Source organism: Thalassospira xiamenensis M-5 = DSM 17429, assembly GCF_000300235.2.
In the GTDB taxonomy this organism is placed as follows: Bacteria; Pseudomonadota; Alphaproteobacteria; order Rhodospirillales; family Thalassospiraceae; genus Thalassospira; species Thalassospira xiamenensis.
The window spans coordinates 1,580,159-1,605,759 of record NZ_CP004388.1 but is presented as its reverse complement, the minus strand read 5'-3'; the positions used below and the strand labels follow the sequence as shown (position 1 = coordinate 1,605,759).

Annotated in this window: 20 protein-coding genes; 12 read left to right on the top strand and 8 right to left on the bottom strand. The window is 56.1% G+C overall.

Annotated elements, in window-relative coordinates; translation table 11 throughout:
• Window positions 1-5: 5 nt before the first annotated feature.
• Window positions 6-1,211 (bottom strand): LysR family transcriptional regulator, encoded by a 1,206-nt coding sequence (locus TH3_RS23555; protein ID WP_007091795.1) that lies wholly within the window; start codon window positions 1,209-1,211, stop codon window positions 6-8.
• Between the two features lie 421 nt (window positions 1,212-1,632).
• Here TH3_RS23555 and TH3_RS07510 point away from each other — a divergent pair, with 421 nt between their 5' ends.
• On the top strand, window positions 1,633-3,318 hold the full coding sequence (locus TH3_RS07510; protein WP_007091794.1) for a pentapeptide repeat-containing protein: 1,686 nt from the start codon (window positions 1,633-1,635) through the stop codon (window positions 3,316-3,318).
• A gap of 27 nt (window positions 3,319-3,345) precedes the next feature.
• Here TH3_RS07510 and TH3_RS07505 read toward each other — a convergent pair whose 3' ends face one another.
• Window positions 3,346-4,284 carry a LysR family transcriptional regulator gene (locus TH3_RS07505; protein WP_007091793.1) on the bottom strand — a complete coding sequence of 313 codons (939 nt, stop codon included), beginning with the start codon at window positions 4,282-4,284 and terminating at the stop codon, window positions 3,346-3,348.
• 99 nt (window positions 4,285-4,383) lie between these two features.
• Here TH3_RS07505 and speB point away from each other — a divergent pair, with 99 nt between their 5' ends.
• The 5 genes from speB to TH3_RS07480 all read left to right on the top strand — a co-directional run bounded on the left by speB (window position 4,384) and on the right by TH3_RS07480 (window position 11,961).
• On the top strand, window positions 4,384-5,406 hold the full coding sequence (speB, locus tag TH3_RS07500) for an agmatinase (RefSeq protein WP_007091792.1): 1,023 nt from the start codon (window positions 4,384-4,386) through the stop codon (window positions 5,404-5,406).
• A gap of 83 nt (window positions 5,407-5,489) precedes the next feature.
• A complete protein-coding gene (locus tag TH3_RS07495) occupies window positions 5,490-6,470 on the top strand; it encodes an ABC transporter substrate-binding protein (protein WP_007091791.1) in 981 nt (326 codons plus the stop codon).
• A gap of 54 nt (window positions 6,471-6,524) precedes the next feature.
• Window positions 6,525-7,319: an ABC transporter permease gene (locus tag TH3_RS07490; protein ID WP_007091790.1), complete on the top strand. Its 795-nt coding sequence runs from the start codon at window positions 6,525-6,527 to the stop codon at window positions 7,317-7,319.
• Window positions 7,320-7,687: 368 nt separating this feature from the next.
• The gene (locus TH3_RS07485; RefSeq protein ID WP_007091789.1) at window positions 7,688-8,482 is read left to right on the top strand and encodes an ABC transporter ATP-binding protein; all 795 of its coding nucleotides are present in this window, start codon (window positions 7,688-7,690) and stop codon (window positions 8,480-8,482) included.
• Window positions 8,483-8,874: 392 nt separating this feature from the next.
• Window positions 8,875-11,961 carry an FAD-binding and (Fe-S)-binding domain-containing protein gene (locus tag TH3_RS07480; protein ID WP_007091788.1) on the top strand — a complete coding sequence of 1,029 codons (3,087 nt, stop codon included), beginning with the start codon at window positions 8,875-8,877 and terminating at the stop codon, window positions 11,959-11,961.
• Between the two features lie 22 nt (window positions 11,962-11,983).
• Here TH3_RS07480 and TH3_RS07475 read toward each other — a convergent pair whose 3' ends face one another.
• The 3 genes from TH3_RS07475 to TH3_RS07465 all read right to left on the bottom strand — a co-directional run bounded on the left by TH3_RS07475 (window position 11,984) and on the right by TH3_RS07465 (window position 13,850).
• Complete coding sequence (locus TH3_RS07475; protein WP_007091787.1) at window positions 11,984-12,448, bottom strand: RES family NAD+ phosphorylase; 465 nt, start codon at window positions 12,446-12,448, stop codon at window positions 11,984-11,986.
• A complete protein-coding gene (parS, locus tag TH3_RS07470; protein ID WP_007091786.1) occupies window positions 12,445-12,894 on the bottom strand; it encodes a type II RES/Xre toxin-antitoxin system antitoxin in 450 nt (149 codons plus the stop codon). Before parS ends, TH3_RS07475 begins: the two co-directional genes overlap by 4 nt.
• Window positions 12,895-12,989: 95 nt before the next feature.
• The gene (locus TH3_RS07465) at window positions 12,990-13,850 is read right to left on the bottom strand and encodes a LysR family transcriptional regulator (RefSeq protein WP_007091785.1); all 861 of its coding nucleotides are present in this window, start codon (window positions 13,848-13,850) and stop codon (window positions 12,990-12,992) included.
• A gap of 123 nt (window positions 13,851-13,973) precedes the next feature.
• On the opposite strand from TH3_RS07465, the gene TH3_RS07460 reads away from it, so the two are divergent.
• Window positions 13,974-15,293 carry an aspartate aminotransferase family protein gene (locus tag TH3_RS07460; protein ID WP_007091784.1) on the top strand — a complete coding sequence of 440 codons (1,320 nt, stop codon included), beginning with the start codon at window positions 13,974-13,976 and terminating at the stop codon, window positions 15,291-15,293.
• An 87-nt stretch (window positions 15,294-15,380) separates the two neighbouring features.
• On the opposite strand, the gene TH3_RS07455 is transcribed toward TH3_RS07460, so the two are convergent.
• The gene (locus tag TH3_RS07455; protein ID WP_007091783.1) at window positions 15,381-16,868 is read right to left on the bottom strand and encodes a methyl-accepting chemotaxis protein; all 1,488 of its coding nucleotides are present in this window, start codon (window positions 16,866-16,868) and stop codon (window positions 15,381-15,383) included.
• Window positions 16,869-17,133: 265 nt separating this feature from the next.
• Here TH3_RS07455 and TH3_RS07450 point away from each other — a divergent pair, with 265 nt between their 5' ends.
• Window positions 17,134-17,442: a Dabb family protein gene (locus TH3_RS07450; protein ID WP_007091782.1), complete on the top strand. Its 309-nt coding sequence runs from the start codon at window positions 17,134-17,136 to the stop codon at window positions 17,440-17,442.
• A 36-nt stretch (window positions 17,443-17,478) separates the two neighbouring features.
• Here the strand turns inward: TH3_RS07450 and TH3_RS07445 are convergent, their stop codons facing one another.
• Window positions 17,479-18,648 (bottom strand): EAL domain-containing response regulator, encoded by a 1,170-nt coding sequence (locus TH3_RS07445; RefSeq protein WP_167710556.1) that lies wholly within the window; start codon window positions 18,646-18,648, stop codon window positions 17,479-17,481.
• 248 nt (window positions 18,649-18,896) lie between these two features.
• Here TH3_RS07445 and TH3_RS07440 point away from each other — a divergent pair, with 248 nt between their 5' ends.
• The 4 genes from TH3_RS07440 to TH3_RS07425 all read left to right on the top strand — a co-directional run bounded on the left by TH3_RS07440 (window position 18,897) and on the right by TH3_RS07425 (window position 25,161).
• Complete coding sequence (locus TH3_RS07440; RefSeq protein ID WP_007091780.1) at window positions 18,897-20,039, top strand: endonuclease/exonuclease/phosphatase family protein; 1,143 nt, start codon at window positions 18,897-18,899, stop codon at window positions 20,037-20,039.
• Window positions 20,040-20,237: 198 nt separating this feature from the next.
• Window positions 20,238-21,251, top strand: a complete 1,014-nt coding sequence (locus TH3_RS07435; RefSeq protein ID WP_007091779.1) for an HlyD family secretion protein — start codon at window positions 20,238-20,240, stop codon at window positions 21,249-21,251.
• Window positions 21,248-24,013, top strand: a complete 2,766-nt coding sequence (gene rbbA / locus TH3_RS07430) for a ribosome-associated ATPase/putative transporter RbbA (protein WP_007091778.1) — start codon at window positions 21,248-21,250, stop codon at window positions 24,011-24,013. Before TH3_RS07435 ends, rbbA begins: the two co-directional genes overlap by 4 nt.
• A 5-nt stretch (window positions 24,014-24,018) precedes the next feature.
• A complete protein-coding gene (locus TH3_RS07425; RefSeq protein ID WP_007091777.1) occupies window positions 24,019-25,161 on the top strand; it encodes an ABC transporter permease in 1,143 nt (380 codons plus the stop codon).
• Between the two features lie 15 nt (window positions 25,162-25,176).
• On the opposite strand, the gene TH3_RS07420 is transcribed toward TH3_RS07425, so the two are convergent.
• Window positions 25,177-25,437 carry a SemiSWEET transporter gene (locus TH3_RS07420; RefSeq protein ID WP_007091776.1) on the bottom strand — a complete coding sequence of 87 codons (261 nt, stop codon included), beginning with the start codon at window positions 25,435-25,437 and terminating at the stop codon, window positions 25,177-25,179.
• Window positions 25,438-25,601: the final 164 nt, after the last annotated feature.

Here is a 25,601-nt window from a genome sequence, read left to right as displayed (position 1 = left end):
AAACCTCACCCCCACTCAATCGCCGCAGGCAAATCCATTTTCGGGGCTTGTTCGATCACCATCGCAAGGAAAATCCGCGCAATCGGTGACAGGCTTCTGCTTTGGCGGGTGATGATGCCAATCGGGCGTTTGCGGACGGGCTCGCATAGCGGCACGAAGGCCAGCTTTCCCGGTGCTGCAAGGTCGGCGACCCTTGCTGCCAGTTCCGGCAGGACGGTGATCCCCACCCCTTCGGCCACCATCGCGGCCAGTGTCAGCGTATTGGATGTTTCGACAATCGGGCGCAATTGCGCGACCGGGTCGATCATCGCACTGCCCGGCCCGTCCTTGGCCCCGCCGCCGTTGCTGTTCTGAACCGCATCCGATTGGCGGGGTTTCGCCATTTTCGCCACCCGCTCAATCGCCCGTTCGCTGGCATTCGCCCGGCGCAGGGCCATTTGCGCCTCGGGCAGGCCAAGGGCGGCGGCGCGCTTCAGCACGTCGGAGGCCGCGACCTCCGCCGGGTCCACCGGCACCTCTCCCGCGCCACCGCCACCAGTACCACCGGCAGTGCCACCAGCGCCACCGGCCCAGCTTCCCGGTGCCGCCATCATCGCGCGCGTGCCCGATTCCGGGCCCAGCCCGACAAACGCCTGATCGGCCAGTTCCGACCACGCAATCGCACTGCGTTTGGCAAAGGCATGGGTCGGGCGGCACAGCACCCCGAACCGGTCGGAAAACAGCGGGCTGAACGCAATATCGGGCAGGGCATGCCATTCCCCGGCAATGCCGAAATCCGCCTCGTTACGCGCCACCGCCTCATGCACCTCGCCCGCATTCAGCTCGTCCAGGCGAAGCCGTGCATCGGGATGTTCACCCACAAACCGGCTGATCACGCCGGGCAGAATGCGCGTCAGGACCGAGGGGGCGGCGGCAATGCGGATCGTCCCGCCAATCCCCTTGGACAGCGCATCAAGATCGCCAAGCGCCTCTTCAAACTCGCTGATCAACCGGCGCGCCGTGGGTAAAAACCGCGCGCCGGTGGCGCTTAACGTCACCTGTCGCGTCGTGCGATCAAAAAGCGGCGTTCCCGCCACATCCTCGAACTGCCGGATCGTCGCCGTCAATCCCGACGGCGTCAGCCCCAAAACCTCCGCCGCAGCGGTAAAGGTGCCATGATCGGCAACCGCAACAAAAACCCGCATATGGCGCAAACTGATGGAAGACAGCATGTTTCATCCGCTAACTGGTTGACCGGACTGCAACACTAACGGGTAAATTGCGCGTTGTGCAGCTATTCCTGCATGCGCCCGCTCATCCCGTCGCCAAACCGCCCCCAAACCCAAACCACGCGCCCCCGGCCCCACCGGGCACAACACACGACCCCGCCGCATCAAACCACCCACCCCCCGTCATTCCCGCGCCCGCGGGAATCCAGTCCTCCGTGCCGCATCCACTTCACCCGGTCATGTCAAAAACCGTGCCCGTGGCAAGATGGATTCCGGGTCTTCGCCCGGAATGACGGATAGGGGATGAGCTTGCCGACGACAAAACCTCTCCCGCCACGCCCGGTTTTATATCGCCAAACGCTACTTTAAAGGGCATTGTGGTGCCCAACTGCACCTGCACAAAACAGAGAATGAATTCAGGGTCATGAAGGAAGAAACCAAGCCGGAAATACGAAAACTAGAAGGCGAAGAAGCCCTCAAACTTTGGCGTCGAGGGCGAGAGGCTTGGAACAGTTGGATTGATCGTCATCCAGGCTGGGATATCAGCTTTGCAAATGTCGATTTTTCTCACGAACGGAATCCAAACAAAAACCTCTTTTTCTCAGGCTATCGTTTTGGTGACGGTAGCGTGGACTTTGCAGACGTTACATTCGGCGACGGTGACGTAAACTTCAGTAACGCCAATTTTGGCGATGGCAACTTAAATTTCTCAAATGCCACTTTTGGCGACGGCACCGTGAGCTTTGCAGGTGTCGCTTTCGGCAAAGGTCAAGTGAACTTTACTAAGTCCACCTTCGGTAACGGTAAAATATCCTTCTCTGACGCCAAATTTAGCAAAGGCGATCTGATTTTCTCTGCCGCCACATTTGACGGCAACCTAATCGAATTTTCGCGCACCAACTTTGACAACAGGGATGTCTCTTTCTCTCATACCACCCTCGGTAATGAAATTTTGAGATTTTCTGGCGCCAAATTCAATAATTGCAACTTGTACTTTTTTGACGCCAGTTTCGGCACAGTCGATTTTTATTTAGCCCGCACTACATTCGACAAAGGCAGTCTTTACTTCACTGGTGCTACTTTCGACAAAGGCAACTTGAACTTATCGGCAGCCAAATTCAACGACGGCGACGCTCTCTTCTCTGAGGTCTCTTTCGGCAACTGTTCAATAAACTTGAGCCAAACACAGATCAGACACTTAAACTTTAACCCTAAAGCCATTGGATCAAGCAGCATTGAAGCTGAAGGGCTAACTATCGAGGGTCAGGCTACTTTCACTCTCCCCTCCTCTGCCTCTAAACTAAAATCGCTCAACCTGCACAGTGCCTCTTTTGACGGCCCACTTACTCTTAAGGGTAATCTGTCGATCATCCCGGATCTTCGCGCCACCCGCTACGCGCATCAGGTTGATCTCAGCGCGCTAACCGTCAAATTGCAACGTCGCTGGCAAAAACCTGGCCTTCGATCCGATCAGTTGCATATGAAGGCTGTTTCGGAAGTCGGCGTTATTTCGCGACTTTCATACAAGTTTGCCCGAAAGAAATGGATAAACCTGAGGCATTTCAACAAACTGCGTCGCCTTTGGAAACGCCACTGCTGGCCCATAAAACTCTCGCAAGCCGCAGAAGACCCGCAAGACGGGGCACGTCTACGCCGCCTCAAAGAGTTCGCCGAAACCAACAAAGACCATCAAGCTGCCTTGCGCTTTTCCGCCGATGAAAACAGGGCGCGACGGTGGATTGAAACATCCTGGCTTGGATCGGTTCTCGACATGGCCTTTAGCGCGTTTAGCGATTACGGCCAGAATATCCTGCGGCCCTTTGCCGCCCTTATCGTGCTCACCGCCGCCAGCATTGGCGCTTACAAAACACTCGCGACAGAAACATTCGCCAACTGGTGGGCGGGATGGGCGCAAGGTGCAGTCTTGTCAGCCAGCAACAGCCTACCCTTCCTCCCGCAATCGCGCGACCTGCGCACAGATGCCCTAACCGCGCTTTACGGCACAGACCCCGGCCTGTGCGTCGATATCCTCATGATCACTCAAGGCGTTCTCAGTTTCATCTTCCTGTTCCTGATCGGCCTTGGTCTGCGCAACCGGTTCCGTCTGTAACGCACGGCAAAGTGGCACACGGGCGTGTCACCCCGCCCGCTTCTTCGCCCCGCCATAAACCGGGTGTGCGGCACTCAGGCAATCGCAAAACTCACGTGCCATGCGCGACAGCACGGTATTGGGGAAATGCGCCATGCACATGCCGATCTTGAAGCTGAGGAAATCGGGGCGAAGCGCCTTCATCTCCCCGCGTTCTTCCCACCGGGCGGCGAAATGGGTCGGAAGGAAGCTGACGAACCGGCCGCTTAAAATCAGGTGCGCCAGCCCCTCCATGTCATAGGCCGTCGCACTCGGCGGATGTTTGAAAAGCGATTGAAACGCGGTTGCCACCGAATAACCCCGCCTGGCAAAGGTAAGCTCCGCCACATCTTCCATCGGCATTTTCGCGGTATCACGCTCAAAAAGCGGGTGGCGCATGCCGCAATAAAGCCGCTGTTCCTCGTAAAACAGTTGCTGCATCTGCACCGCACTGTTCATCGGCTGGTTGGGCACAATCGCCACTTCCATCTGCCGACTAAGCAACGCATTTTCAATCTGGTTGGGCGACACGATCAGAAGCGTGACATGCACATCGGGTGCGCGTTCGTTAAACGCCGCCAGTGCCAGATCAAGCGCGCAATTGGGGTTTTCCACCACCGCATCAACAACACCAATCCGCAATTCCCCGACAAGGCTGCCACGGATCGCGCCGACCTCGGCGCGAAAGCTGTCTTCGGCGGCAAAAAGCTTGATCGCCTCGTTATAAATCTTCTGCCCATGTTCGGTTAAGGCAAAGCCGGACCGCCCGCGCCGACACAGCGAAACGCCAAGCCGCGTTTCAAGGGCCGACATCTGCGCACTGATGGTCGAACGCGACAGGCCAAGCTGTTCCTGCGCGGCACTAAAGCCGTTGCTTTCGACAATGGCGCGAAAAATCCGCAATTGCCGCAGATCAACATCGCTTAACGGGGGAACGGTGGCCGCCATGATAGGTTGGAAACTTCCGACGTTTACTCTTGAAGTTTGATATTATTGGACACGTCACCCTATGGCAACGTGAATGCAAGGACTTCACGGAGAAAAAACATGCCAAGCGACACCATCCCCACCGCAAAGCCCCATACCGGCCCGGTAATTAAAACGTTCGAGCCACCCTCGGCCATGGAAATCCCGCGTTTTGCCGGTGTGCCGACCTTCATGCGCCTGCCGTTGCTGGGCCTGTCCGACACCGCCCTTGAACAGGTCGATATCGCCATTCTGGGCGTGCCATGGGATGGCGGCACCACCAACCGGCCCGGTCCGCGTCACGGCCCGCGCCAGTTGCGCGACCTGTCCACCATGATCCGCCCGCGCCATCCGGTAACGGGGTTAAATCCCTTTGCCGTGCGCAATGTCGCCGATCTCGGCGATAGCCCGGTCAACCCGGCCGACATCATGGATACGCTCGATAAGGTCTGTGCTTTCATCGGCGCGCTCAAGGCCAGAAACATCGCACCCCTTTCGGCGGGTGGTGATCATCTGGTGTCCTATCCGATCTTAAAGGCGCTGGGGGCGGATCAGCCGCTTGGCATGGTGCATTTCGATGCCCATACCGACCTGTTTGACAGCTATTTCAACGGCTATCGCTATACCCACGGCACGCCCTTCCGCCGCGCGATTGAGGACGGCTATCTTGATCCCAAACGCGTCGTTCAGATCGGCATTCGCGGCACCATGTATGATGGCGAGGATGTCGAATGGGGCCTTGCCCAAGGGGTCCGCATCATCCGCATGGAAGAAGTCGAAGATCGCGGCATTGATGCCGTCATGCGCGAAGCCCGCGAGATCGTCGGCAATCAGCCCACCTATGTCAGCTTTGACATCGACAGCATCGATCCCGCCTTTGCACCCGGCACCGGCACGCCCGAAATCGGCGGCTTCACCAGCCGGGAGGCACAGCGCATGGTGCGCGCGCTGAATGGCCTTAACCTGATCGGGGCTGATCTGGTCGAGGTTTCCCCGCCCTTTGATCCGTCGGGCGGCACCGCATGGCTTGGCATTTCGATCATGTTTGAACTGCTTTGTGTTCTGGCCACGTCACCAGCTACACGCAACCCCAACAATAAATGACGCCCATAAATGACGTCCATAAAGGGGGCCAAAGCCCCCATCCATAAAAACATCATCAGTGAACTTCACAGCGGAGACTTGAAATGAAACATCTGTTCAAAGGACTGTGCCTGTCGGCCATCGCCCTTGGTACGGTTTGGGGCCTATCGGCCCCGGCATCGGCCAATCAGGAACTTACCATCGCCCATTCCACATGGGTCGGTTATGGCCCGCTTTACATCGCACGCGACAAGGGTTTCTTTGAAGAAGAAGGCCTTGATGTAGATCTGGTCGTGATGGAAGACGTCAAAACCCGCATGCCGGCCCTGGCCGCTGGCCGGATTGACGTTGCCGTCACCACGATTGATACGGTGCTGGCCTTCTACAGCCCCGAACACCCGTTATCCTATCTGTTCGCGCTTGATGATTCACGTGGCGGCGATGGCATTGTCGCGGGCAAGGACATCAAAACCATTGCCGACCTCAAGGGCAAATCCATCGCCTTTACCGAGGGCTCGGTTTCGCAGTTTTTCCTGAGCGTCCTTCTGAAAGACGCCGGGATGAAGCTTTCGGATGTTAACGCGCTTAACATGTCGGCCGGCGATGCCGGTGCGGCCTTTGTCGCGCAAAAGGTCGATGCGGCGGTGACGTGGGAACCGTGGCTGACGCGTGGCAAGGATACCGATCATGGTCATGTTCTGGTCGACAGCACCAAAACTCCGGGCCTGATCACCGACATCATGGTCACCACCAATGACATGCTTGAAAAAAACCGTCCGGCAATGGAAGGCCTGTATCGGGCATGGTCCAAGGCGATTGCATGGCAGAAGGACAATGTCGAAGAAGCCGATGAAATCATGGCAAAGGGTGTTGGCGGCTGGCTTGAAGACCCGGCGGTGTTTGCCGAAACCCGTGCCGGTATCGTTTTCTATGACGATGCGATGAACAAGACCTTCATGGACCCGGCCAACGAAGGCGGCATTCTGGGCACGATCAAAAACGCCAAGGCGCTTGGCGAAGAAGGCGGCCTGTTTACCATTGATGCCGACCCGGCAAGCCTGATTGCCGCTGACATCGTGAAGTAAGCAGTACTTTCCGTCACATCGCCACCTAACGACGACCATAAAAGAGCAAGCACCATGTGGACCAGATCGCTGTTTTCGCCCAAGACCGAAATACCGAAATCCGCCTTTATCGGATTGTCGCTCTGTTCGGTTTCTCTTGTCCTTGGTCTCTGGTGCCTGCTCACCTATGGCGGCATCACGCCAAAGGACTTCCTTGCCGCCCCGCACGAGGTGATTGAGGCCGCGATCAAGCGCATCGGCAATCTGTCGCTGTTTCATCATATCGGGGCCAGCCTCTCGGTCATTCTGTCGGGCTTTATCCTTGCTTCCATCTTCGCCGTTCCGATCGGCATCCTGATGGGAAGCTTCCGCGCCGTGCAGGCCTTGGTCGAACCGCTGACCGGTTTCATGCGCTATATCCCGGTATCGGCCCTGATACCGCTTCTGATCCTCTGGGTCGGGATCGGCATCGAACAGAAAATCATGGTGATTTTCCTCGGCACCTTCTTTCAGCAGCTCATCCTGATTTCCGATGTCTCGGCGCGTGTGTCCAAGGACCTGATTGACTGCGCCTATACGCTCGGTGCCAACCGCAAACAGGTGGCGCTCCGCATTCTGGTTCCGGCCTGTATGCCCGGTGTCATGGATAACCTGCGCGTCACCATGGGCTGGGCCTGGACCTATCTGGTGGTGGCAGAACTCGTCGCCGCCGATACCGGCCTTGGCTATATGATCCTCAATGCCATGCGCGGCCTGTTTACCGACGTCATCCTGCTGGGTGTGTTTACCATCGGCATCTTGGGCCTGATCACCGATCTCATCTTCAAGGTCCTGCGCAAAAAGCTCCTGCCCTGGTCTGCGGATTTCTAAGGCCATGCAGAATGGAAACCCGCACATGCACCGTGACACGCCCCATCAGAAGCACAAGCAGCAACGCGCACAGCAGATGCCCCCAAAACGGCATCAGCACCCACCCGCAGCACGGCAACGCCCAAGCCTTGACCAAGAGCTATACGCTGCCTCCCGCAAAGCCCGCGCAACAAACCCGGCCCCGATCTATGCTGCCGATTGCAGGGCGAAGGCAGCACTCCCCACCCGGCGACCGAACCCGCAACGCCCAAACCTCAAGCGCTCGTTCTACGCTGCCTCTTGCAAGCCCCGAACGACAAACCCGGCCCTCCTTTACGCTGCCCCGTGCAACCGGGTGCCCGCTTCCCGAACATATCAAGGATAACATCATGAGCATGCTCACCCTTTCTGACATCACCGTCCGTTTCGAGCCCAAGGGAAAGCCGCCGGTTCTGGCCCTTGATGATGTGTCACTTTCGGTTGCCCATGATACGTTTTCGGTGATTGTCGGCCCGTCGGGCTGTGGCAAATCAACGCTGTTGCGACTGGTGGCGGGGCTGGAGGTCCCGACGTCGGGCACGATGGCGCTTGATGGCCAGCCGATTGCCGGGCCGTCGGCCGACCGGGGTATGGTGTTTCAAAGCTACACCCTGTTTCCGTGGCTGACCGTGCGCGAAAACATCATGTTCGGGCCGCAGCTTAAAAAACTGCCGAAATCCGAATGCGAAGACATTGCCGATGATCTGATCCGCGCGGTTCACCTGACCGGGTTCGAGGGATCATATCCCAAGGAACTTTCGGGCGGGATGCGCCAGCGTGTGGCACTGGCCCGTGCGCTTGCCAATGATCCGCGCATTCTTCTGATGGATGAACCGTTTGGCGCGCTCGATAGCCAGACCCGCCAGCTGATGCAGGAACTGCTGCTTGACGTCTGGCAAAGCCGCCGCAAAACCGTGCTGTTCATCACCCATGACATTGACGAGGCGATATTCCTGGGCGACGAGGTCCATGTCATGACCGCACGTCCCGGCAAGATCAAAAAGTCGCTTGCCATCGACATTCCCCGCCCGCGCAGCATCGATGCCCTGACCTCGCCAGAATTCATGCATTACAAAAAAACCATCCTGTCGCTGATGCACGATGAATCGGTGCGGGCCGATACGCCGGAACCGGCGATGGCGTGACCCAGGCGAATACCGGGGCGGAAATGTGGCTCAGACAGCATCAACAAAAATCATATGATAAGACTTTTATAATTTCCCGCACCGGTGGTGCCTCAAAGCCATGAACACCGCCGTTTTCCTGATGGATCGGGACCATTTGCGCGCCAAAACGATGGTATAATTTATACTAAATTCATTATAATCATATAATACGACCTTAACAAAACCGACGCCGGAGCCCTTTTTTGCCCCCTCGGCACGTTCGGCATAGGGCCACCGACCGGGTTGAAAAATCGGATTATTCACTAAAAATGAATAATCGTTCGGAATTTTAAATTTGTCTATTTAATCGGCCTCCTGTCAAATGGGGAAAATAACGCCGCCCGCGCCGCAAAAAAGCCCAGAGAGACATCATGACCGTGCCCGCCCCGACCGCCAAGCCGACACCCGCGCCAAAACCCGCCCCCCGCAGCTTTTCGCGCTTCAACCGCCTGCCGGTTCTGACCCCGGATCGGTCGCTTGACAGTCTGACGCTCGGTTTCCTCAAAACCCTTGAAAAAGAAGGCAAATTTGCCGGTGAAATCCATGCCGATTTCCCGTCCCGCCTGATCAATGCCACCGATAACAGCGTCTATCAGGTGATGCCAACCGCCGTCCTGCAGCCAAAAAACCGCAATGATATCAACGTTGTGATGGAACTTGCCGGGCGCGAGGAATTTAGCGAGGTCAAAATCACCCCGCGCGGTGGTGGCACCGGCACCAATGGCCAGTCTCTCAACACCACCATCACGCTCGATACATCCAAGCATCTCAATAACATACTGGGTTTTGATGCCGAAAAGGGTCTGGTTCATGTCGAGCCGGGCGTGGTGCTTGATCAGCTGAATGCTTGGCTGAAACCGCATGGTTTCTTCTTCCCACCCGCCGTTTCCACCGCCAGCCGGGCGACCATCGGCGGCATGATCGGGTCCGATAGCTCCGGCAAGGGATCGCGGATTTATGGCAAAACAAGCCATTATATCAATGACATGACCACGGTCCTGATCGACGGCACCGATTTCCGCACCCACGCAATGAGTGCTTCTGATGCCGCCGAGATCATGGGCCGTGATGACCGCAGCGGTCAGCTTTACCGCAAAATCCACGACGAAATCATGCCGCGTCGCGATCAGATCAACGCGATTTTCCCGGAAATGAACCGCGGGCTTACGGGCTATAACCTCAAGGAAGCCGTTTCGGATCAAGGGGATATGAATTTAAGCTTCCTGATCGCCGGGGCGGAGGGCAGCCTTGGCATGGTCAAGGAAATCACGCTCCGCGTCATTCCGCTGCCAAAGCACAAGGCGGTCACGGTGGTGCGTTATGACAGCTTCGACAGTGCGCTTCGCCATGTCGGCACCCTTGTGCAGTTTGACCCGGTCGCGATTGAAAGCATCGATGACAAGGTCATGGAACTGGCAAAGCAGGATGAAAGCTGGCATCTGCTGGGCAAACTGCTCGGGACCGAGGATAGTACTGTTCCCACACGCGGCTTCAATGTCGTTGAATTCATTGGCGAAACCCCCGAAGACGTCGCGGCCAAACAGGCCGAACTGCGCGCCTATCTTGAGGCCAACCCGGATGCCGATTATGCCCCCATCGGCTTTGTGCAGGCAACCGACCCCACCCAAATCGCCGCCATCTGGTCGATCCGGGCGAAATCGGTGGGCCTGCTTGGCAATCTTGAAGGCAAGCGCCGCGCGACCCCCTTTGTCGAGGATACCGCTGTTCCACCGGAAAACCTTGCCGATTTTATCGCGGAATTCCGGGCTTTGCTGGATGCCGAGGGGCTTGATTACGGCATGTTTGGCCATGTCGATGTCGGCTGTCTGCATGTCCGCCCGTTGCTTGATATGTGTGACGAGCAGGACGAAGCCCGCCTGCGCCGTGTGTCGGACAAGGTCGTTGACCTGACCAAAAAATATAACGGCCTGATCTGGGGCGAACATGGCAAGGGTTTCCGCGGCGAATATTCCCCAACCTATTTCGGGCCGGAGCTTTATGATGTGCTCAAGCGCATCAAGGAAGCCTTTGATCCGGAAGGACAATTAAACCCCGGCAAGATCGCCTCCCCCTATTCTAAAAACACCCCGATCACCGCGATTGACGAAGCCCCGATGCGTGGCCAGCTTGACCGCCAGATCGAAGACAGGCTGCGTGATGAATACCTTAACGCGACGCGGTGTAACGGCAACGGGGCCTGCTTTAACTGGGACCTGATGGATGCGATGTGCCCGTCCTACAAGGTCACGCGCGACCGCGTTCATTCGCCCAAGGGCCGGGCGGGCCTGGTCCGTGAATGGATAAGGCAGCTTTCGGTCGGCACCGATCCGCGCAATCAGGACCTCGCCGTGATCAATGCGCGCGATTTCTCGCACGATGTCTATGATGCGATGGCCGGTTGCCTGTCCTGCAAGGCCTGTGCGGGGCAATGCCCGGTCAAGGTCGATATCCCGGAAATGAAATCACGGTTCCTCGAGGCCTATCACACCCGTTACAAACGCCCGGTGAAGGATTACGTGATCGCACAGCTTGAAACCATCGCCCCCCTGATGGCAAAGGCACCTTTGCTTTTCAATGCCCTGCAATCCATCCCGCCGCTGCCGTGGATTTTCAAAAGCCTGATCGGCCTGACCGATTTGCCGAAACTCAGCCGCCAAAGCGTGCGTTCGGCCCTGCGCAAACGCGGCATTGGCAAATTCAGACTGGCCGATCTTGAAGCCCTTTCTTCTGCCGATCGCGCCAAATCCGTGGTGCTTTTGCAGGATTGCTTCACCAGCCACTATGACATCGATGTCTTCATCGCCCATATCGATCTTCTGCAGAAGCTCGGCTACCGCGTTTTCGTGCCGCCCTATCGCCCGAATGGCAAGGCCTTGCATGTGAAGGGTTTCCTCAAACGCTTTGATTATCAGGCGCGGCAAAACGATATCGTCTATGGCCGACTGGCTAAAACCGGCGTACCCCTGATCGGGATAGAGGCCAGCGTAACCCTGACCTATCGGCAGGAATACGCCCAGCGCCTTGGCACGGAACGCCCGGATTACCGCGTGCATCTGTTCCATGAATGGCTGGCCGCCGAGATCATGGAAGGCCGCCTTACCCTGCCCGCAAGCAGCGGGAATGCAGAGGTTGCGGCCCCGGCAACCCTCTTCCCCCATTGCACGGAAAAAACATCAATCCCCGACGTCAGCATCAAATGGCAAAAGATTTTCGAGGCCTTCGGCATCAAACTCGCGACCGAGAAAACCGGCTGCTGCGGCATGGCCGGCGTTTACGGCCACGAAACCCGCCATCAGGAAACATCCCGCGCGCTTTATGACCAAAGCTGGAAAAAGAAAGTCGATCAGACGGGCTTGGGTAACATGCTCGTCACCGGCTATTCGTGTCGTTGTCAGGTTGCGCGATTTGAGGGTGCGAAGCCGAAACATCCGGTGGAGTATCTGGCGGAGTTGGTCTGAAAAACCGTACTCGCCCCATTTGCTATAGTCGCGGATCTGGCGTGAAATCAAGTTCGGTCGCGTTTTTGACCGTGCTGGAAAATAACGGGTGTTTCGGGTTCAGCAGATAATTCCGCTCCCCCGGAATCACAACACTGGGCACGGCAAGTGCCAGACCAGCCCCCTCATCAAGCCACGCATCGCCGATTTCGGCGGTCGATGGCGGGGCCGGTTCGGCGCGCCAGTCGGGCGGGATGCGATTTTGCGGCAAGTCGGCAATTTCGGCGGCGGGAATGCGCAATTCAAACATCACATAGCTTGAAAGCAGCCGGTAATCGTTCAGATGGACCATGATTTCAAGCATCGCAAGCGACTGCGATCCGGCCAGATAAATCGCCGGTTTCCCCCGGCTGTTCCAGCGCCCGCCATAAAGCCGCGCCCCTTCGCCGTCAAAGGCAGATGATTTCCATTTCTGCTTGACCAGGCGATAAGCCGCAATGCCGCTCATGCAAAGACGCCATGTTCCAGCCGCCCGATCAGATCAAGCACCGCATCGGTCCCCGCCGATGTCGCAATCATTTCCGCCGGACGCGCCCCGCCAAGCCCCTGCACAGGGCTCAAAAGCCAGTCGCGCGCCTGATCCCGGTCACCTTCAAACAAATCGGTGGCCGCACTCAACACTTCGGCAAAGCGATACAGCTTGTCGCTTTCATCAACCTTGAACCGGCCAAGTTTCGCCCGGCGTTGCAGGGTCGCCATCGGAATAACAACATATTTCGCCAGTTCTTTGCGATCCAACCCGGCAGCAGACGCCAGCTTGCCATAGGTCGCGTAAGGAATACCCTGCTGCAACGCTTCATGCAGCTCCGGCCCACGTGCGGGAATACCGACCGCCTTCCAGAAGGTCGCGCCAGCATCCTTGGTAGCCTTGATATCCGCAACAGCAGAAGACATCGGACCCTCCATAAAAATCAAATGAGACACCATCTATATATCATTTGATTATCTTAAGACAAGGACGATACCGATAAGCCTGCCAACAGGGTCTCTCACAAAAACGGCAGCAAATTCCGGATGTGATCGCCAAACGCACTAATCGCCGGGCTACGCGCGGTGCTTGATGTCACGACCTGCAAACCAAGCCGTGGCAAGGCGGGCATCGGGGATTTGAGGATGTAAAGGTCCGCCGGGACGGCTTTTTGCATCATCACGCTGATCGCAAGGCCGGACCGCGCCACCGCGATCAGGCCGGTCAGGCTGTTGCTAGCATAGGATATTTTATAGCGCATCCCCGCCTCATCCATCGCATCGCAGGCCGCCTTGTGATCCATGGCGTTTGAGGCGGGCATCGCAAGCGGAATGGCACCATCGGGGAAATCGTGGAGTTCCAGCGCCGGTTTGCTTCCGACCCAGGCGAGCTGTTCGGTGCGCACGATCTTTTGCCTATCATGGATTTCCGGGGTCGAGGTGATGGCCATGTCGATCTGGCTGGCATGCAGCAGGCGGTTCAATTCCGGGCTTGGGGCCGATACCACCTTGATCTCGACATCCGGGTGGATGGTGCCAAAGCTTTTAAGCAAAGCCGGAAAAAACGTGATCAGGTAATCCTCCGGGCAGCCAAACACCATCGAGCCATGCAGCCCCTTGTCGGAAAAGGCCGAAACGGCCTCGTCATGCAGGCGTAAAATCCGCTCGGCATAGCCCAGAAACCGCTCCCCCGCCCCGGTCAGGCTGACCCCGCTGCCGCTTCGGTGAAACAGGCTTTGGCCGAGTGTTTCTTCAAGCCGCTGGATCTGCATGGTCACGGTTGACTGGGTGCGGCCCACCTGAATGGCCGTGGCACTGAGCGTGCCGGAATGCGCGGCCCGCACAAAGGTCGCAAGCAATTTGAGATCAAGCAGGGTCTGCATCGCCGCACCAGCATCATATCAATTTTTCCAATACCAGAATGCCATAACTATCAATTTTACGGGACACCCGCCAGCAGATACCATCAGGACCAATCAAAGACACACGCTTGCAGGGAGCCCATCATGTCGCATAATACCGATCCGAAATTCTGGGACGCCGCCAAAAAACACCTGATCCGCTATGGCGGCACGTTTGAACCCGCCATCATCGAACGCGCCAAGGGATCGTTCGTTTATGACGCCGATGACCGTCCCATTCTGGATTTCACATCCGGTCAAATGAGTGCGCTTTTGGGCCACGGCCATCCGAAAATCGTCGAAACCGTGCAAAGCCAGGTCGAAAAAGTCGCCCATCTGTTTAGCGGCATGCTGTCCCGCCCGGTGGTGACATTGGCCGAACGTCTGGCGGAACTGGCACCGGGGCTGGATCGGGTTTTGTTGCTGTCAACCGGGGCAGAGTCCAACGAGGCCGCGATCCGCATGGCAAAGCTTGTCACCGGCAAGCATGAAATCGTCGCCTTTTCCAAAAGCTGGCACGGTATGACCGGCGTTGCCGCATCGGCAACCTATAGTGCGGGGCGCAAGGGATATGGCCCGGCGGCAGTCGGATCGTTCGCCATTCCCGCGCCCAATGCCTTTCGCCCGCGTTTCAAACATGCCGACGGGACGCTTGATTGGCAGACGGAGCTTGATGATGCGTTTAATCTGGTCGATAGCCAGTCGACCGGCAATCTTGCAGCCTTCATTGCCGAACCGATCCTGTCATCGGGCGGCATGTTGCCCCTGCCCAAGGGATATCTGGCCGCCCTTAAGCAGAAATGCGTTGAACGCGGCATGTTGCTTATTCTGGACGAGGCCCAAACGGGCGTGGGCCGTACCGGCGATATGTTCGCCTTTGAACGCGATGGCGTGACACCCGATATCATGACGCTGTCCAAAACCATCGGTGCTGGCCTGCCGCTTGCCGCTGTCATGACCACGGCTGAAATCGAGGATGCCGCCCATGAAAAGGGCTTCCTGTTTTACACCACCCATGTGTCCGATCCCCTGCCCGCCGCCGTCGGTGTGACGGTGCTTGACGTAGTGCGCGACGAGAAGCTGGTCGACCGTGCCCGGACATCAGGTCAGAAGCTGTTTGATGGCTTATCAAGGCTCAAAGACCGGTATGATTGCGTCGGCGATGTGCGCGGGCGGGGGCTTATGCTGGGTGTGGAGATCGTCAAACGTGGCGCGGATGGACAGTTCCGGGAACCCGATCATGAACTGGGGGCCGCGATTGCGACCGAGGCATTCAGAAACGGGCTTAGCATGAATATCGTCAAGCTGCCCGGCATGGGCGGTGTGTTCCGCATCGCCCCGCCACTGACGATCAGCGACGCGGAGCTCGACCTTGGCCTGTCGATCATCGCCAAATCGATTGAGGGGGCATTGTCGGGCCACTAATCGCCCCTCCTCGCCCTGCCAAAAAAGACAAAAGCCCGGCTGATCGCGTAACCAGCCTGGCTTTTATCGTATCGGATATCGCCGGACCTAGCGCGTCAGGACTTCGGCAGCTTCGCGGGTACGTTTGACCGACCCGCCAACACCGCTTGAAATCGTGCGGATTTCGTCAAGCCGCCGGACAAGCTCATCGACCGATACGGCCATTGTCTGCATGTTTTGCGACACGCTTTCGGTCACTGCACTTTGTTCTTCGACCGAGGACGAAATATTGGTCACGCTATCGCGCGCGGTTTCGATGGAACCACGAATGGTTTCAAGCGAATTGACAACCTCGTTTGAAATTTCCTGCACACCGCTGATTTCGGCCGAAATCTGATCTGTGGCCTTGGCCGCCTGATTGGCAAGGTTTTTGACCTCGTTGGCAACCACGGCAAAGCCTTTGCCAGCCTCGCCCGCGCGCGCCGATTCAATGGTTGCGTTAAGCGCCAGCAGGTTGATCTGCCCGGCGATGCCCTGAATGACTTCAACAATACCGGTCATCGCAGCAACCACATCGGCCATTTTCTGGGTCGACTGGTTGGCGTTGACGGTTTGCGAGAACGCACGTTCGGTTTCATCGCGGCTTTGCGCCATGCTGCGCGAGATTTCGGCGATCGAGGCGGAAAGTTCCTCCGCACTGGCGGCAACGGTCTGGACCGAGTTGGAGCTTTGCGCCGCGGCGGATGTGCCGCTCAGGGCGGCCTCGTCAAGACTTGCGATATTGCTGTCAATTTCGGTGAAATTGTTGTCAATCATCGCTTTCAGATCGATCAGAAGCTGCACCTGCTCGGTAATATCGGTAGCGAGCTTGATCACCCGTTCAGGTTTGCCATTCTGATCAAAAATCGGATTATAGGTCGCCTCAAGCCAGACTTCCCTGCCGCCTTTTGCAAGTCGCTTGAACTGTGCGGCCTGCACATCACCCCGGCGCAAGCTGGCCCAGAAATCCTTGTACTCGGTTGATTGGGCATAGCCCGGGGCGACAAACATGCTGTGATGTTTGCCGACAACCTCCCCTTCGGAATAGCCCATGGTTTTCAGGAAGTTCGCGTTGGCCTTAAGGATTTTGCCCGTCAGATCAAATTCGATCATCGCCTGGGATCGGTCAATCGCGGTCAGAACGCCCTCGTTAAGCGCGCGTTCTTTGCGTCGTGCAGTGATATCGGTCGCAAATTTGATGACTTTTACCGGCTTGCCCGCCGCATTCAGGACCGGATTATAGGTCGCTTCAAGCCAGACAGTTTCGCCATCCTTGCGTATGCGCTGGAAAATTCCCGCTTCGAATTTTCCTTGTGAAAGCTTGCTCCAGAATTCTTTATATTCTGCGCTTTTTGCGTAGTCGGCTGTGACGAAAATCGCATGCTGCTTGCCGACGATATCGCCAAGCTCATAGCCCATCGTCGAAAGGAAATTGGCATTGGCCGTCAGGATTTTGCCATCCAGCGAAAATTCGATCACCGCCATCGATCTGCCAAGGGCTTCATAGATCTGCTGTCCTTGTGAAGATCCATTGTTCCCGAAAATATTGAAAGCCATTGCACCTATCCCCTTTTCACCCGATTACGACTGCGCAAGGGAAAAACACCTATACCACGCAACCAAACCTATCCTAAAGTATGTATTTGATACTATATTTCAAGAGGAAAAATTTACGGAAGTGCGGTATGTCACATTATTTCAACCAAAACTTTTGGATAAGCCATTATGCCATTACGCATAATAGTCTGATCCCCTCTATTGACACCCAACGCGATATACCGGTTCAATCAAGCGTTTCCGTCGCCAAATGAAAGGCCCCGCCATGATCCGTCATATCGTCCTGATCAAATTCAAACCCGGTATTGAGGAGGCCGTGATTGACAGCCTGTTTGATGCACTGGCAGAACTTGGCAACCAGATCGCAGGGATGCGCGGATTTGATGGCGGCGTATCGGTCAGCCCGGAAAAACTCGAACAGGGTTTCACGCACGGTTTCTGCATCGATTTTGACGATGCCAGGGCGCGCGATGCCTATCTTGCGCATCCGACACATCAGGCGCTGGGTGCCGAACTGGTCAAAGCCGCCGATGGCGAGATTTCCGGGCTGATTGTATTTGATCTGGAGATGTAAGAAATCAGGCTTAGCCGTTCAAAGGTAAAGCAGCTTTCAGCAAAGGGCAAAAGCACCGGTCGGTATTTTATCAAGCGCTGCCGGCCTTGCGAAAAAGAAGCCCTGCATTTCTTCAACCCCAAGCGCCTGCATCCTTTGCGCAACATTGGCGTCTTCGACACCTTCGGCAACAACGCGCAGGCCCAGATCATGCGAAGCTTTCACAACCCACGCGGCAAATGATGATTTGAGACAATCCCCGTTTGCTGTTGCGATGAATTCGCGATCAATCTTGACCCCGGCGAAAACACCGGTTCCCAGAAGCTCCACCGAATTGCTGCCCGAGCCGAAGTCATCAATGTAAATCGCAACACCCCGGTTTTTAAGCATTTTGGCATTGGCAAGAAATGCCGGGTCTTTGACGATGTCGCTATGTTCGGTGATTTCGACTTCGATCCTGATATCGCGAAGCAGCATGTCGCTTCTGAAATGAAGGATTTCTTCGAGAAAGCAATTATTGCGAATGGAATAGGGCGAACAGTTGATCGAGACGGTCGGCGAAAAATCGAACCGGGACCGGATATCCTTGGCCTGCCTGCGCACTTCATTCATCACCGCTGTGGTCAGCAGGTTGATGGCCGGATGCCCTTCGCAGGCCAGAATGATTTCCTCAAGAAGGAAACGTTTCTGAAGGTTCGGAAAACGGATCAGGACTTCAAGCCCGCAGGCCAGGCCGGTCTTTGTCTCGATGCGTGGCTGAAAGACAATCGAATAACCGTTATTTTTGATCGCCCGCATGACCAGCCCCGGTGTAATCAGGGTCCCGGCCAGATCAATCGCCCGCGAACTCAGCGCCTGTTCGATGGATTTGCGGATCAGTTCAATCGATGCGGGCTTGGATAATATGCACGATACAAAAGCCGTGTTGATGGCCTTGTTCATTGCAGAATTATCAAGATGCCCCGATAGCAGAACACGCGGGATATTCGGCGCAATACCGACCATTTCGCGTAACAACCGCATGCCGGAAAAGCCCGGCATGGCCAGATCCGAAACAATCACGTCAACTTTTCGATGATTATCGCGAAGCCATGAAAGAGCCTCGACCGGATCGGAGAAGGAAACCACGTTGTAACGCTGCCCCAGGGCCCGCGCAACGCCACGCAGCAGATTTTCGTCATCGTCGACAAAAACGACGGTCGGTTTGAAGGGGTTAACGTTGTTCATATTTGCAAAGCCTTCCCGATGAAGCAGAACGCGATCCCGCAGTGCTTCACACAACCGATCGCCCGTTACATGCAGGACCCTATGGCGGGTCGGGATTTCAAAACATCCCCATATGGGGACTAAATCGTCCGTCCTTCCCGATATCGTCACAAACATGACACTTCATATTTGACGCCATGCCCGCATAATACCTGTGGTAGAATTTCATCCTTCACCACGCCACGGCGACATGAGCATCGGGGCACGTCATGCGGATTGCTGCGTTTAACGTCGAAAACCTGTTTGACCGGGCAAAAGTCTTTAACGATGAAAACCCCGAAGCCCATCGCGATGTGCTGGATGCCCATGCAGAACTGAACAAGCTGTTTGAAAAGCCGGTTTACAGCGATGCCGACAAGGCACAGATGTTAACGCTGATAACAAAAATGGGCATGTTGCGCGGCGACGAAGGCCCCTTTACCCGCATTCGCAAAATCCGTGGCCAGCTTATTTCACGCCCGCGCCCGCCAAAACAACCCTATATCAAGGCCGATGGCCGCGATGACTGGGTTGGCTGGTGTGAACTTCGCATGGGGCCGGTGGACGAGGCCGCGATGCTTAACACCGCGCGCATGATCGGTGATATCGGGGCAGATGTTCTGGCACTGGTCGAGATCGAAAGCCGCCCGGTATTGTTGGCGTTTCAGGATTTCATGCGCGAAAAGGGCGTTTTGCCGGTGCCCTATCGCCATATGATGATCATTGATGGCAATGACGGGCGCGGCATTGATGTCGGCCTTGCTACCCACGAAGGTTACCCGATTGGCGAAATGCGCAGCCACGTCGATGACCTGAAACCCGACGGAGCCCCGATTTTCAGCCGCGATTGCCCGGAATATGAAATCATCACACCATCGGGCGCGCAGATCATGGTTCTGCCCAACCATTTCAAAAGCAAATATGGCGGCAATGACCCGGCAAGCCGCGCCAAGCGACTGGCGCAATCATTGGCGGTTGCCGCCTATTACAATCGTCTGATCGCCGAGGGGTTCGAAAATATCGTGGTTCTGGGCGATCTTAACGATACCCCCGACAGTCCCGAACTTGATCCGTTGCTGCATGGTACGGCCCTTCGGGATGTGTCGGCCCACCCGAGTTTTACCGAGTTTGAATTCAATGCCGGTAATGGCGACCGTGGGACCGGCACGCATGGCCTTGGCAATGATGATGATAAAATCGATTATCTTTTGTTATCGCCTGCCCTGTTTGACCGCGTCACCAAGGGCGGCATTTACCGCAAGGGCATCTGGCCAGGATCACGCCCGCCGCGTTGGGAAACCTATCCCGACCTGATCAGGAAACATCAGGCAGCATCGGATCATCACCTGATCTGGGCTGACATCGATATCTAAGCGCGTTGGATCACAATACCTTTCGCGACCTTCCTGATACTTTTCTAAATTGCGTAAGATCAAAGATTTACCTTGCCGTTCAGGTCAGGATCATTCCAGACTTTATCGCGTTAAAGCTATAACCTGCTTGCGATAACCCCTATATGCCGATGGCACATCCGTGGCCACAAACCCGGCAATCCTGTCTTGGAGGGCGGAATGAGCAAACTGCGCGTGCCTTTGGCGATCCTTGTCGTGATCATTGCGATTGCCGGGGGCGGTTACTATTACTGGCAGCAAAATCAGGAAACCCTTCCCGAATTCATCGCCAGCGGCAATGGCCGGATCGAGGCCGAGGAAGTCCGGGTGGCAACCAAATATGCCGGCCGGGTCGACGAGGTTCTGGTCGATGAGGGCGACGTGGTGCAAGCCGGTCAGGTTCTGGCGCGGATGGATACGGCCGAACTTCAGGCCAGCCTTGCCAAGGCCCGCGCCGAAGTTGCCAGTGCGCAACAAGGCATTTTCGAAGCCAAGGCCGATATCGCTCAGAAAGAAAGCCAGCTTTCCCTCGCGCAGCGGCAGCTTGAACGCGCCAACGAGCTTGTCAAAAACAACAATATCGCGCGTGAACAGGTCGATCAGCGCAAATCGGAACGCGACGTGGCCGAGGCCGCCCTTGCGGCAGCAAAATCGCGCCAGACAAGCAGCGAACGTAATGTCGAAGCCGCCCAGGCCGAGCTTGACCGCATTCAGGTGCAGATCAATGATTCCGTCCTTAAGGCACCGCGCGGCGGGCGGGTGCAATATCGCCTTGCCGAACCCGGCGAAGTTCTTGCGGGTGGCGACCCGGTGGTAACGGTTCTGGACCTCACCGATGTTTACATGACGATCTTCCTGCCGACCCGGCAGGCCGGTTTGGCCTTTGTCGGCAACGAGGCGCGCATTGTTCTGGATGCCGCACCGAATTTTGTGATCCCGGCCTATGTATCATTCGTTGCCGATGATGCGCAATTTACCCCGCGCGAGGTCGAAACCAGAAGCGAACGCGACAAGCTGATGTTCCGGATAAAAATCCGCATCGCGCGCGAATTGCTTGAAGAACATAGCAAACAGGTCAAAACCGGCCTGCCCGGCGAGGCCTATGTCATGCTGGCCGATCATAAAAACTGGCCGGAACGCTTTACACCCAATGTTCCCGATGACGCGACACTGAACCAGAGCCTTCAGGAATGAGTAATGCTCCTGCAAATGGCGCAAATCTTGCCGCGCGGCTGGACCATGTCCGCCACAGATACGGCCATGTTCATGCGCTTGACGATATCAGCCTTGATATCCCCACAGGTCGGACCATCGGCTTTATCGGGCCCGATGGTGTTGGTAAATCCACCGCCTTGGCCCTGATATCGGGTGCGCGCAAATTGCAGGATGGCGTGGTCGAAACGCTGGGCGGACCGATGGACGATACGCGCCACCGAAACAGCGTTCTGCCCAAAATCGCCTATATGCCCCAGGGACTGGGCAAAAACCTTTATATGGACCTGACGATCCGCGAGAACCTTGAATTCTTTGGCCGTTTGTTTGGCCAGTCGGCGCGCGAACGCAATGACCGGATTGAAAAGCTGGTAAAGGCGACCGGGCTTGAATCCTTTACCGAACGCGCAGCCGGCAAGCTTTCCGGCGGGATGAAGCAGAAGCTTGGCCTGTGTTGTGCCCTGATCCATGATCCGGAAATATTGATACTGGACGAGCCGACAACCGGTGTCGATCCCCTGTCACGTCGACAGTTCTGGGAACTGATCGACCAGATCCGCAAAACCCAAAGCAACATGACCGTGCTGGTCGCAACCGCCTATATGGATGAAGCCGCCCGTTTCGACCAACTGATTGCGATGAATGACGGCAAGGTGCTGGCAAGCGGCACAGCGGACGAGATTTTGGAGAGCACCGGGGCCGATAATCTGGAGACCGCGTTTGTAAGGCTGCTGCCCGAAGAAGAACGCAAGGGCCATAAGGACCTTGTCATTCCGCCGCGCACCACACATGGCGATGTTCCAGCCATCGTCGCGGACGGCCTGACCATGCGGTTTGGCGATTTTACAGCCGTCGATAATGTCAGTTTCCGCATCGAAAAGGGCGAGATTTTCGGGTTTCTCGGCTCGAACGGGTGCGGCAAGACGACAACCATGAAGATGCTGACCGGGCTTTTGCCCGCGACCGAAGGCACGGCAGAGCTTTTCGGCAAACCGGTCGACGGGCAGGATACCGAACTTCGCAAACGGGTCGGCTATATGAGCCAGGCCTTTTCGCTTTATGCCGAGCTGAGCGTCTATCAGAACCTGGAACTTCATGCGCGGCTGTTTCATCTGCCGTCAGATCGGATAAAGCCGCGGATTGACGAGCTTTCGGAGCGGTTCGGCCTGACCGAATATCACGATGACATGGCTGAAAGCCTGCCGCTTGGTGTGCGGCAGCGTTTATCATTGGCGGTTGCCATCATTCACAGCCCGGAAATCCTGATACTGGACGAACCGACATCGGGCGTCGATCCGGTGGCACGTGACGCGTTCTGGCAATTACTGATCGAGCTTTCGCGCGATCAGGGGGTGACGATTTTTATCTCTACCCATTTCATGAACGAGGCGGAACGCTGTGATCGCATATCGCTGATGCATGCGGGCAAGGTGCTGATTAGCGACACCCCGCATGAAATTACGCAGAAACGCGGTTGCGAAACGCTTGAAGAAGCCTTCATCAGCCATCTGGAAGAAGCCAGCGGCATTGATGACAACGCCCCTGCCCCGGATGCATCGGCCATGAACGGGGACGATGAAACCGGTGCGATGAAATTGAAACCGGCCAAGGCATCAATTTTCAGTTTGCGCCGTTTGTGGGCCTATTCACTGCGCGAAACCATGGAACTGATCCGCGATCCGATCCGGTTGATGTTTGCCTTGCTGGGTACGGCGATTCTGATGCCGGTTTTCGGGCTTGGCATTACCTTTGACGTTGAAAATCTGACATATGCTGCACTCGACCGCGACAGGACGGAAACCAGTCGCACCTATCTTGAAAACCTTGCAGGGTCGCGATATTTCAGCGAACAGCCGCCGTTAAACAGCAATGACGAGCTTGAACAAAGGTTGCTGTCGGGCGATATCACGCTGGCGATTGAAATTCCGCCGGGATTTGGCCGCGACCTTGAAGCCGGACGCAGCCCCGAAGTCGCCGCAACCATCGATGGCACCATGCCGTTTCGCGCCGAAACCATCCATGGCTATGTCGAAGGCATTCACAGCAAATATCTGAACGAACGCAGCATACGCCGGACCGGTTTGCCTGCGCAAACTCTGCCGGTAAGCATTGAGACACGCTATCGCTATAATCAGGATTTCAAAAGCATCTATGCCATGGTGCCATCGGTGATTGCGCTGCTGCTGATGTTTATTCCCGCCGTTCTGATGGCGGTCGGCGTGGTACGCGAGAAGGAACTGGGATCGATCACCAACCTTTACGTCACGCCGGTCACGCGGATCGAATTCCTGATTGGCAAACAATTGCCCTATGTCGGGCTGGGCCTGATCAATTTCGTTCTGATGGTCGCGATGGCGCTGTTCTGGTTCGAAGTCCCGATGCGGGGCAACCCGCTTACCCTTATTGTCGGGGCCTTCCTGTTTGTTTTTGCCACAACCGGTTTGGGGCTTTTGATTTCGTCCTTTACCAAGACCCAGATCGCCGCCCTGTTCGGAACCGCGATTGCGACGATGGTGCCCTCGGTCATGTTTTCCGGAATGATGCAGCCGATATCCTCGCTTGAAGGCGCACCCGCCGTGCTGTCGACCATTATGCCGACATCGCATTTCATGTCGATCAGTGTCGGGGTCTTTACCAAGGCGCTTGGCTTTGCCGAACTTTATCCGGAAATCATAACGCTTGTGATTTTCTTCCCGGTATTAACCACCCTTTCGATGCTGCTGCTTAAAAAGCAGGAGGCGTAAATTTGATGTTTGGCAAACGGATTGAAAATATCTATCGCCTTGGCATCAAGGAGCTTTTCAGCCTCCGTCGCGATGTCGTGTTGCTGATCCTGATCTGCTGGGCGTTTTCATTTGCGATTTACAATGCCGCCACCGGCTTTTCCCATGACCTTAAAAACGCATCAATCGCGATTGCCGATCTGGATAAATCCAAATTGTCGCGCCAGATCGGCGATGCGTTTCTGCAACCATTTTTCAAGATACCCGGGGAAATCAGCGAAGGTGACATTGACGCCGCCATGGATGGCGGCGAATACACCTTTGTTCTGGTGATCCCGCCCGATTTTGAAAAAGACCTTATTGCCGGTCATCAGCCGGAAATACAGCTTAACATCGACGCCACCGCAATGATGCAGGCCGGGATCGGCCAAGGCTATGTCAGCAATATCATCGCCCAGGAAGTCCGGACCTTCATGGGCGGGGTTTCGGCCTATGTCGCGGCAAATCACGAACCACCGGCGACACTTGTGACACGTTATGCCTATAACGAAAACGCCACCAGTTCATGGTTCACCAGCGCGATGGAGATCATCAACAACATCACCATGCTGTCGATCATCCTGTCAGGTGCCGCCCTTATTCGTGAACGCGAACATGGCACGATTGAACATCTGCTGGTGATGCCGCTTGATCCGTTTGAAATCATGCTGGCAAAGGTCTGGGCCAACGGGCTTGTGATCCTGATCGCCAGTGCGGTATCGCTGTTCTTTGTCGTCGAGCTTATGCTTGGCGTGCCGATTATCGGCTCCAAGCTGCTGTTCTTTGCCGGAACCATGCTGTATCTGTTTTTTGCAACCGCCCTTGGCATTTTCCTTGCGACCATGACGAAATCGATGCCGCAATTCGGGCTCCTCTTCATCCTTGTCGTATTACCGATGCGGATGTTGTCGGGCGGAAATACGCCGCTTGAAAGCATGCCTGAAACGCTTCAGAACATCATGCAATTCGTCCCGTCCAGCCACTTTGTCAGCTTTGCACAGGCGATCCTGTATCGCGATGCCGGGATAGATGTCGTCTGGCAGGAATTCCTGATCGTCTTCGTGATCGCCGCCCTGTTCTTCGCCTTTAGCGCAATCAGGTTCCGCAAAAGCATCGCGGCAATGCGATAGAACCGGAAGCTCCGATTACCCGTGGCGCAGCTTGAAGAATAGGATGGTCGAGGCCAGGACAAGGGTAAAGCCGTTGGCAATGATCACGGGCCAGTCGCCACGGACCAGGCCATAAACCAGCCAAAGCGCAATCCCGGTGCACAGGATCAGAAACATCACAAGCGAGATATCAGCCGTCGAGCGGGTGCGCCAGGTGCGGATGACCTGCGGCAGGAAGGCAATCGTGGTCAGTGATCCGGCAAGAAGGCCAAGGGCGGTTTCGAAAGACATGATCATTGCAGGCCTCCGTCAGATCATCGGGCCGAATGACAAGGCATCAGGCCGAAACAGAACGCTCGTTTGAATGCATTCAACACATATTACACACGACTTCAAGCGGGAAATATCCGGGTCGATCATGATGCGCCGGAAGCCTTGATAACCTTGGGAAATGAACGGTT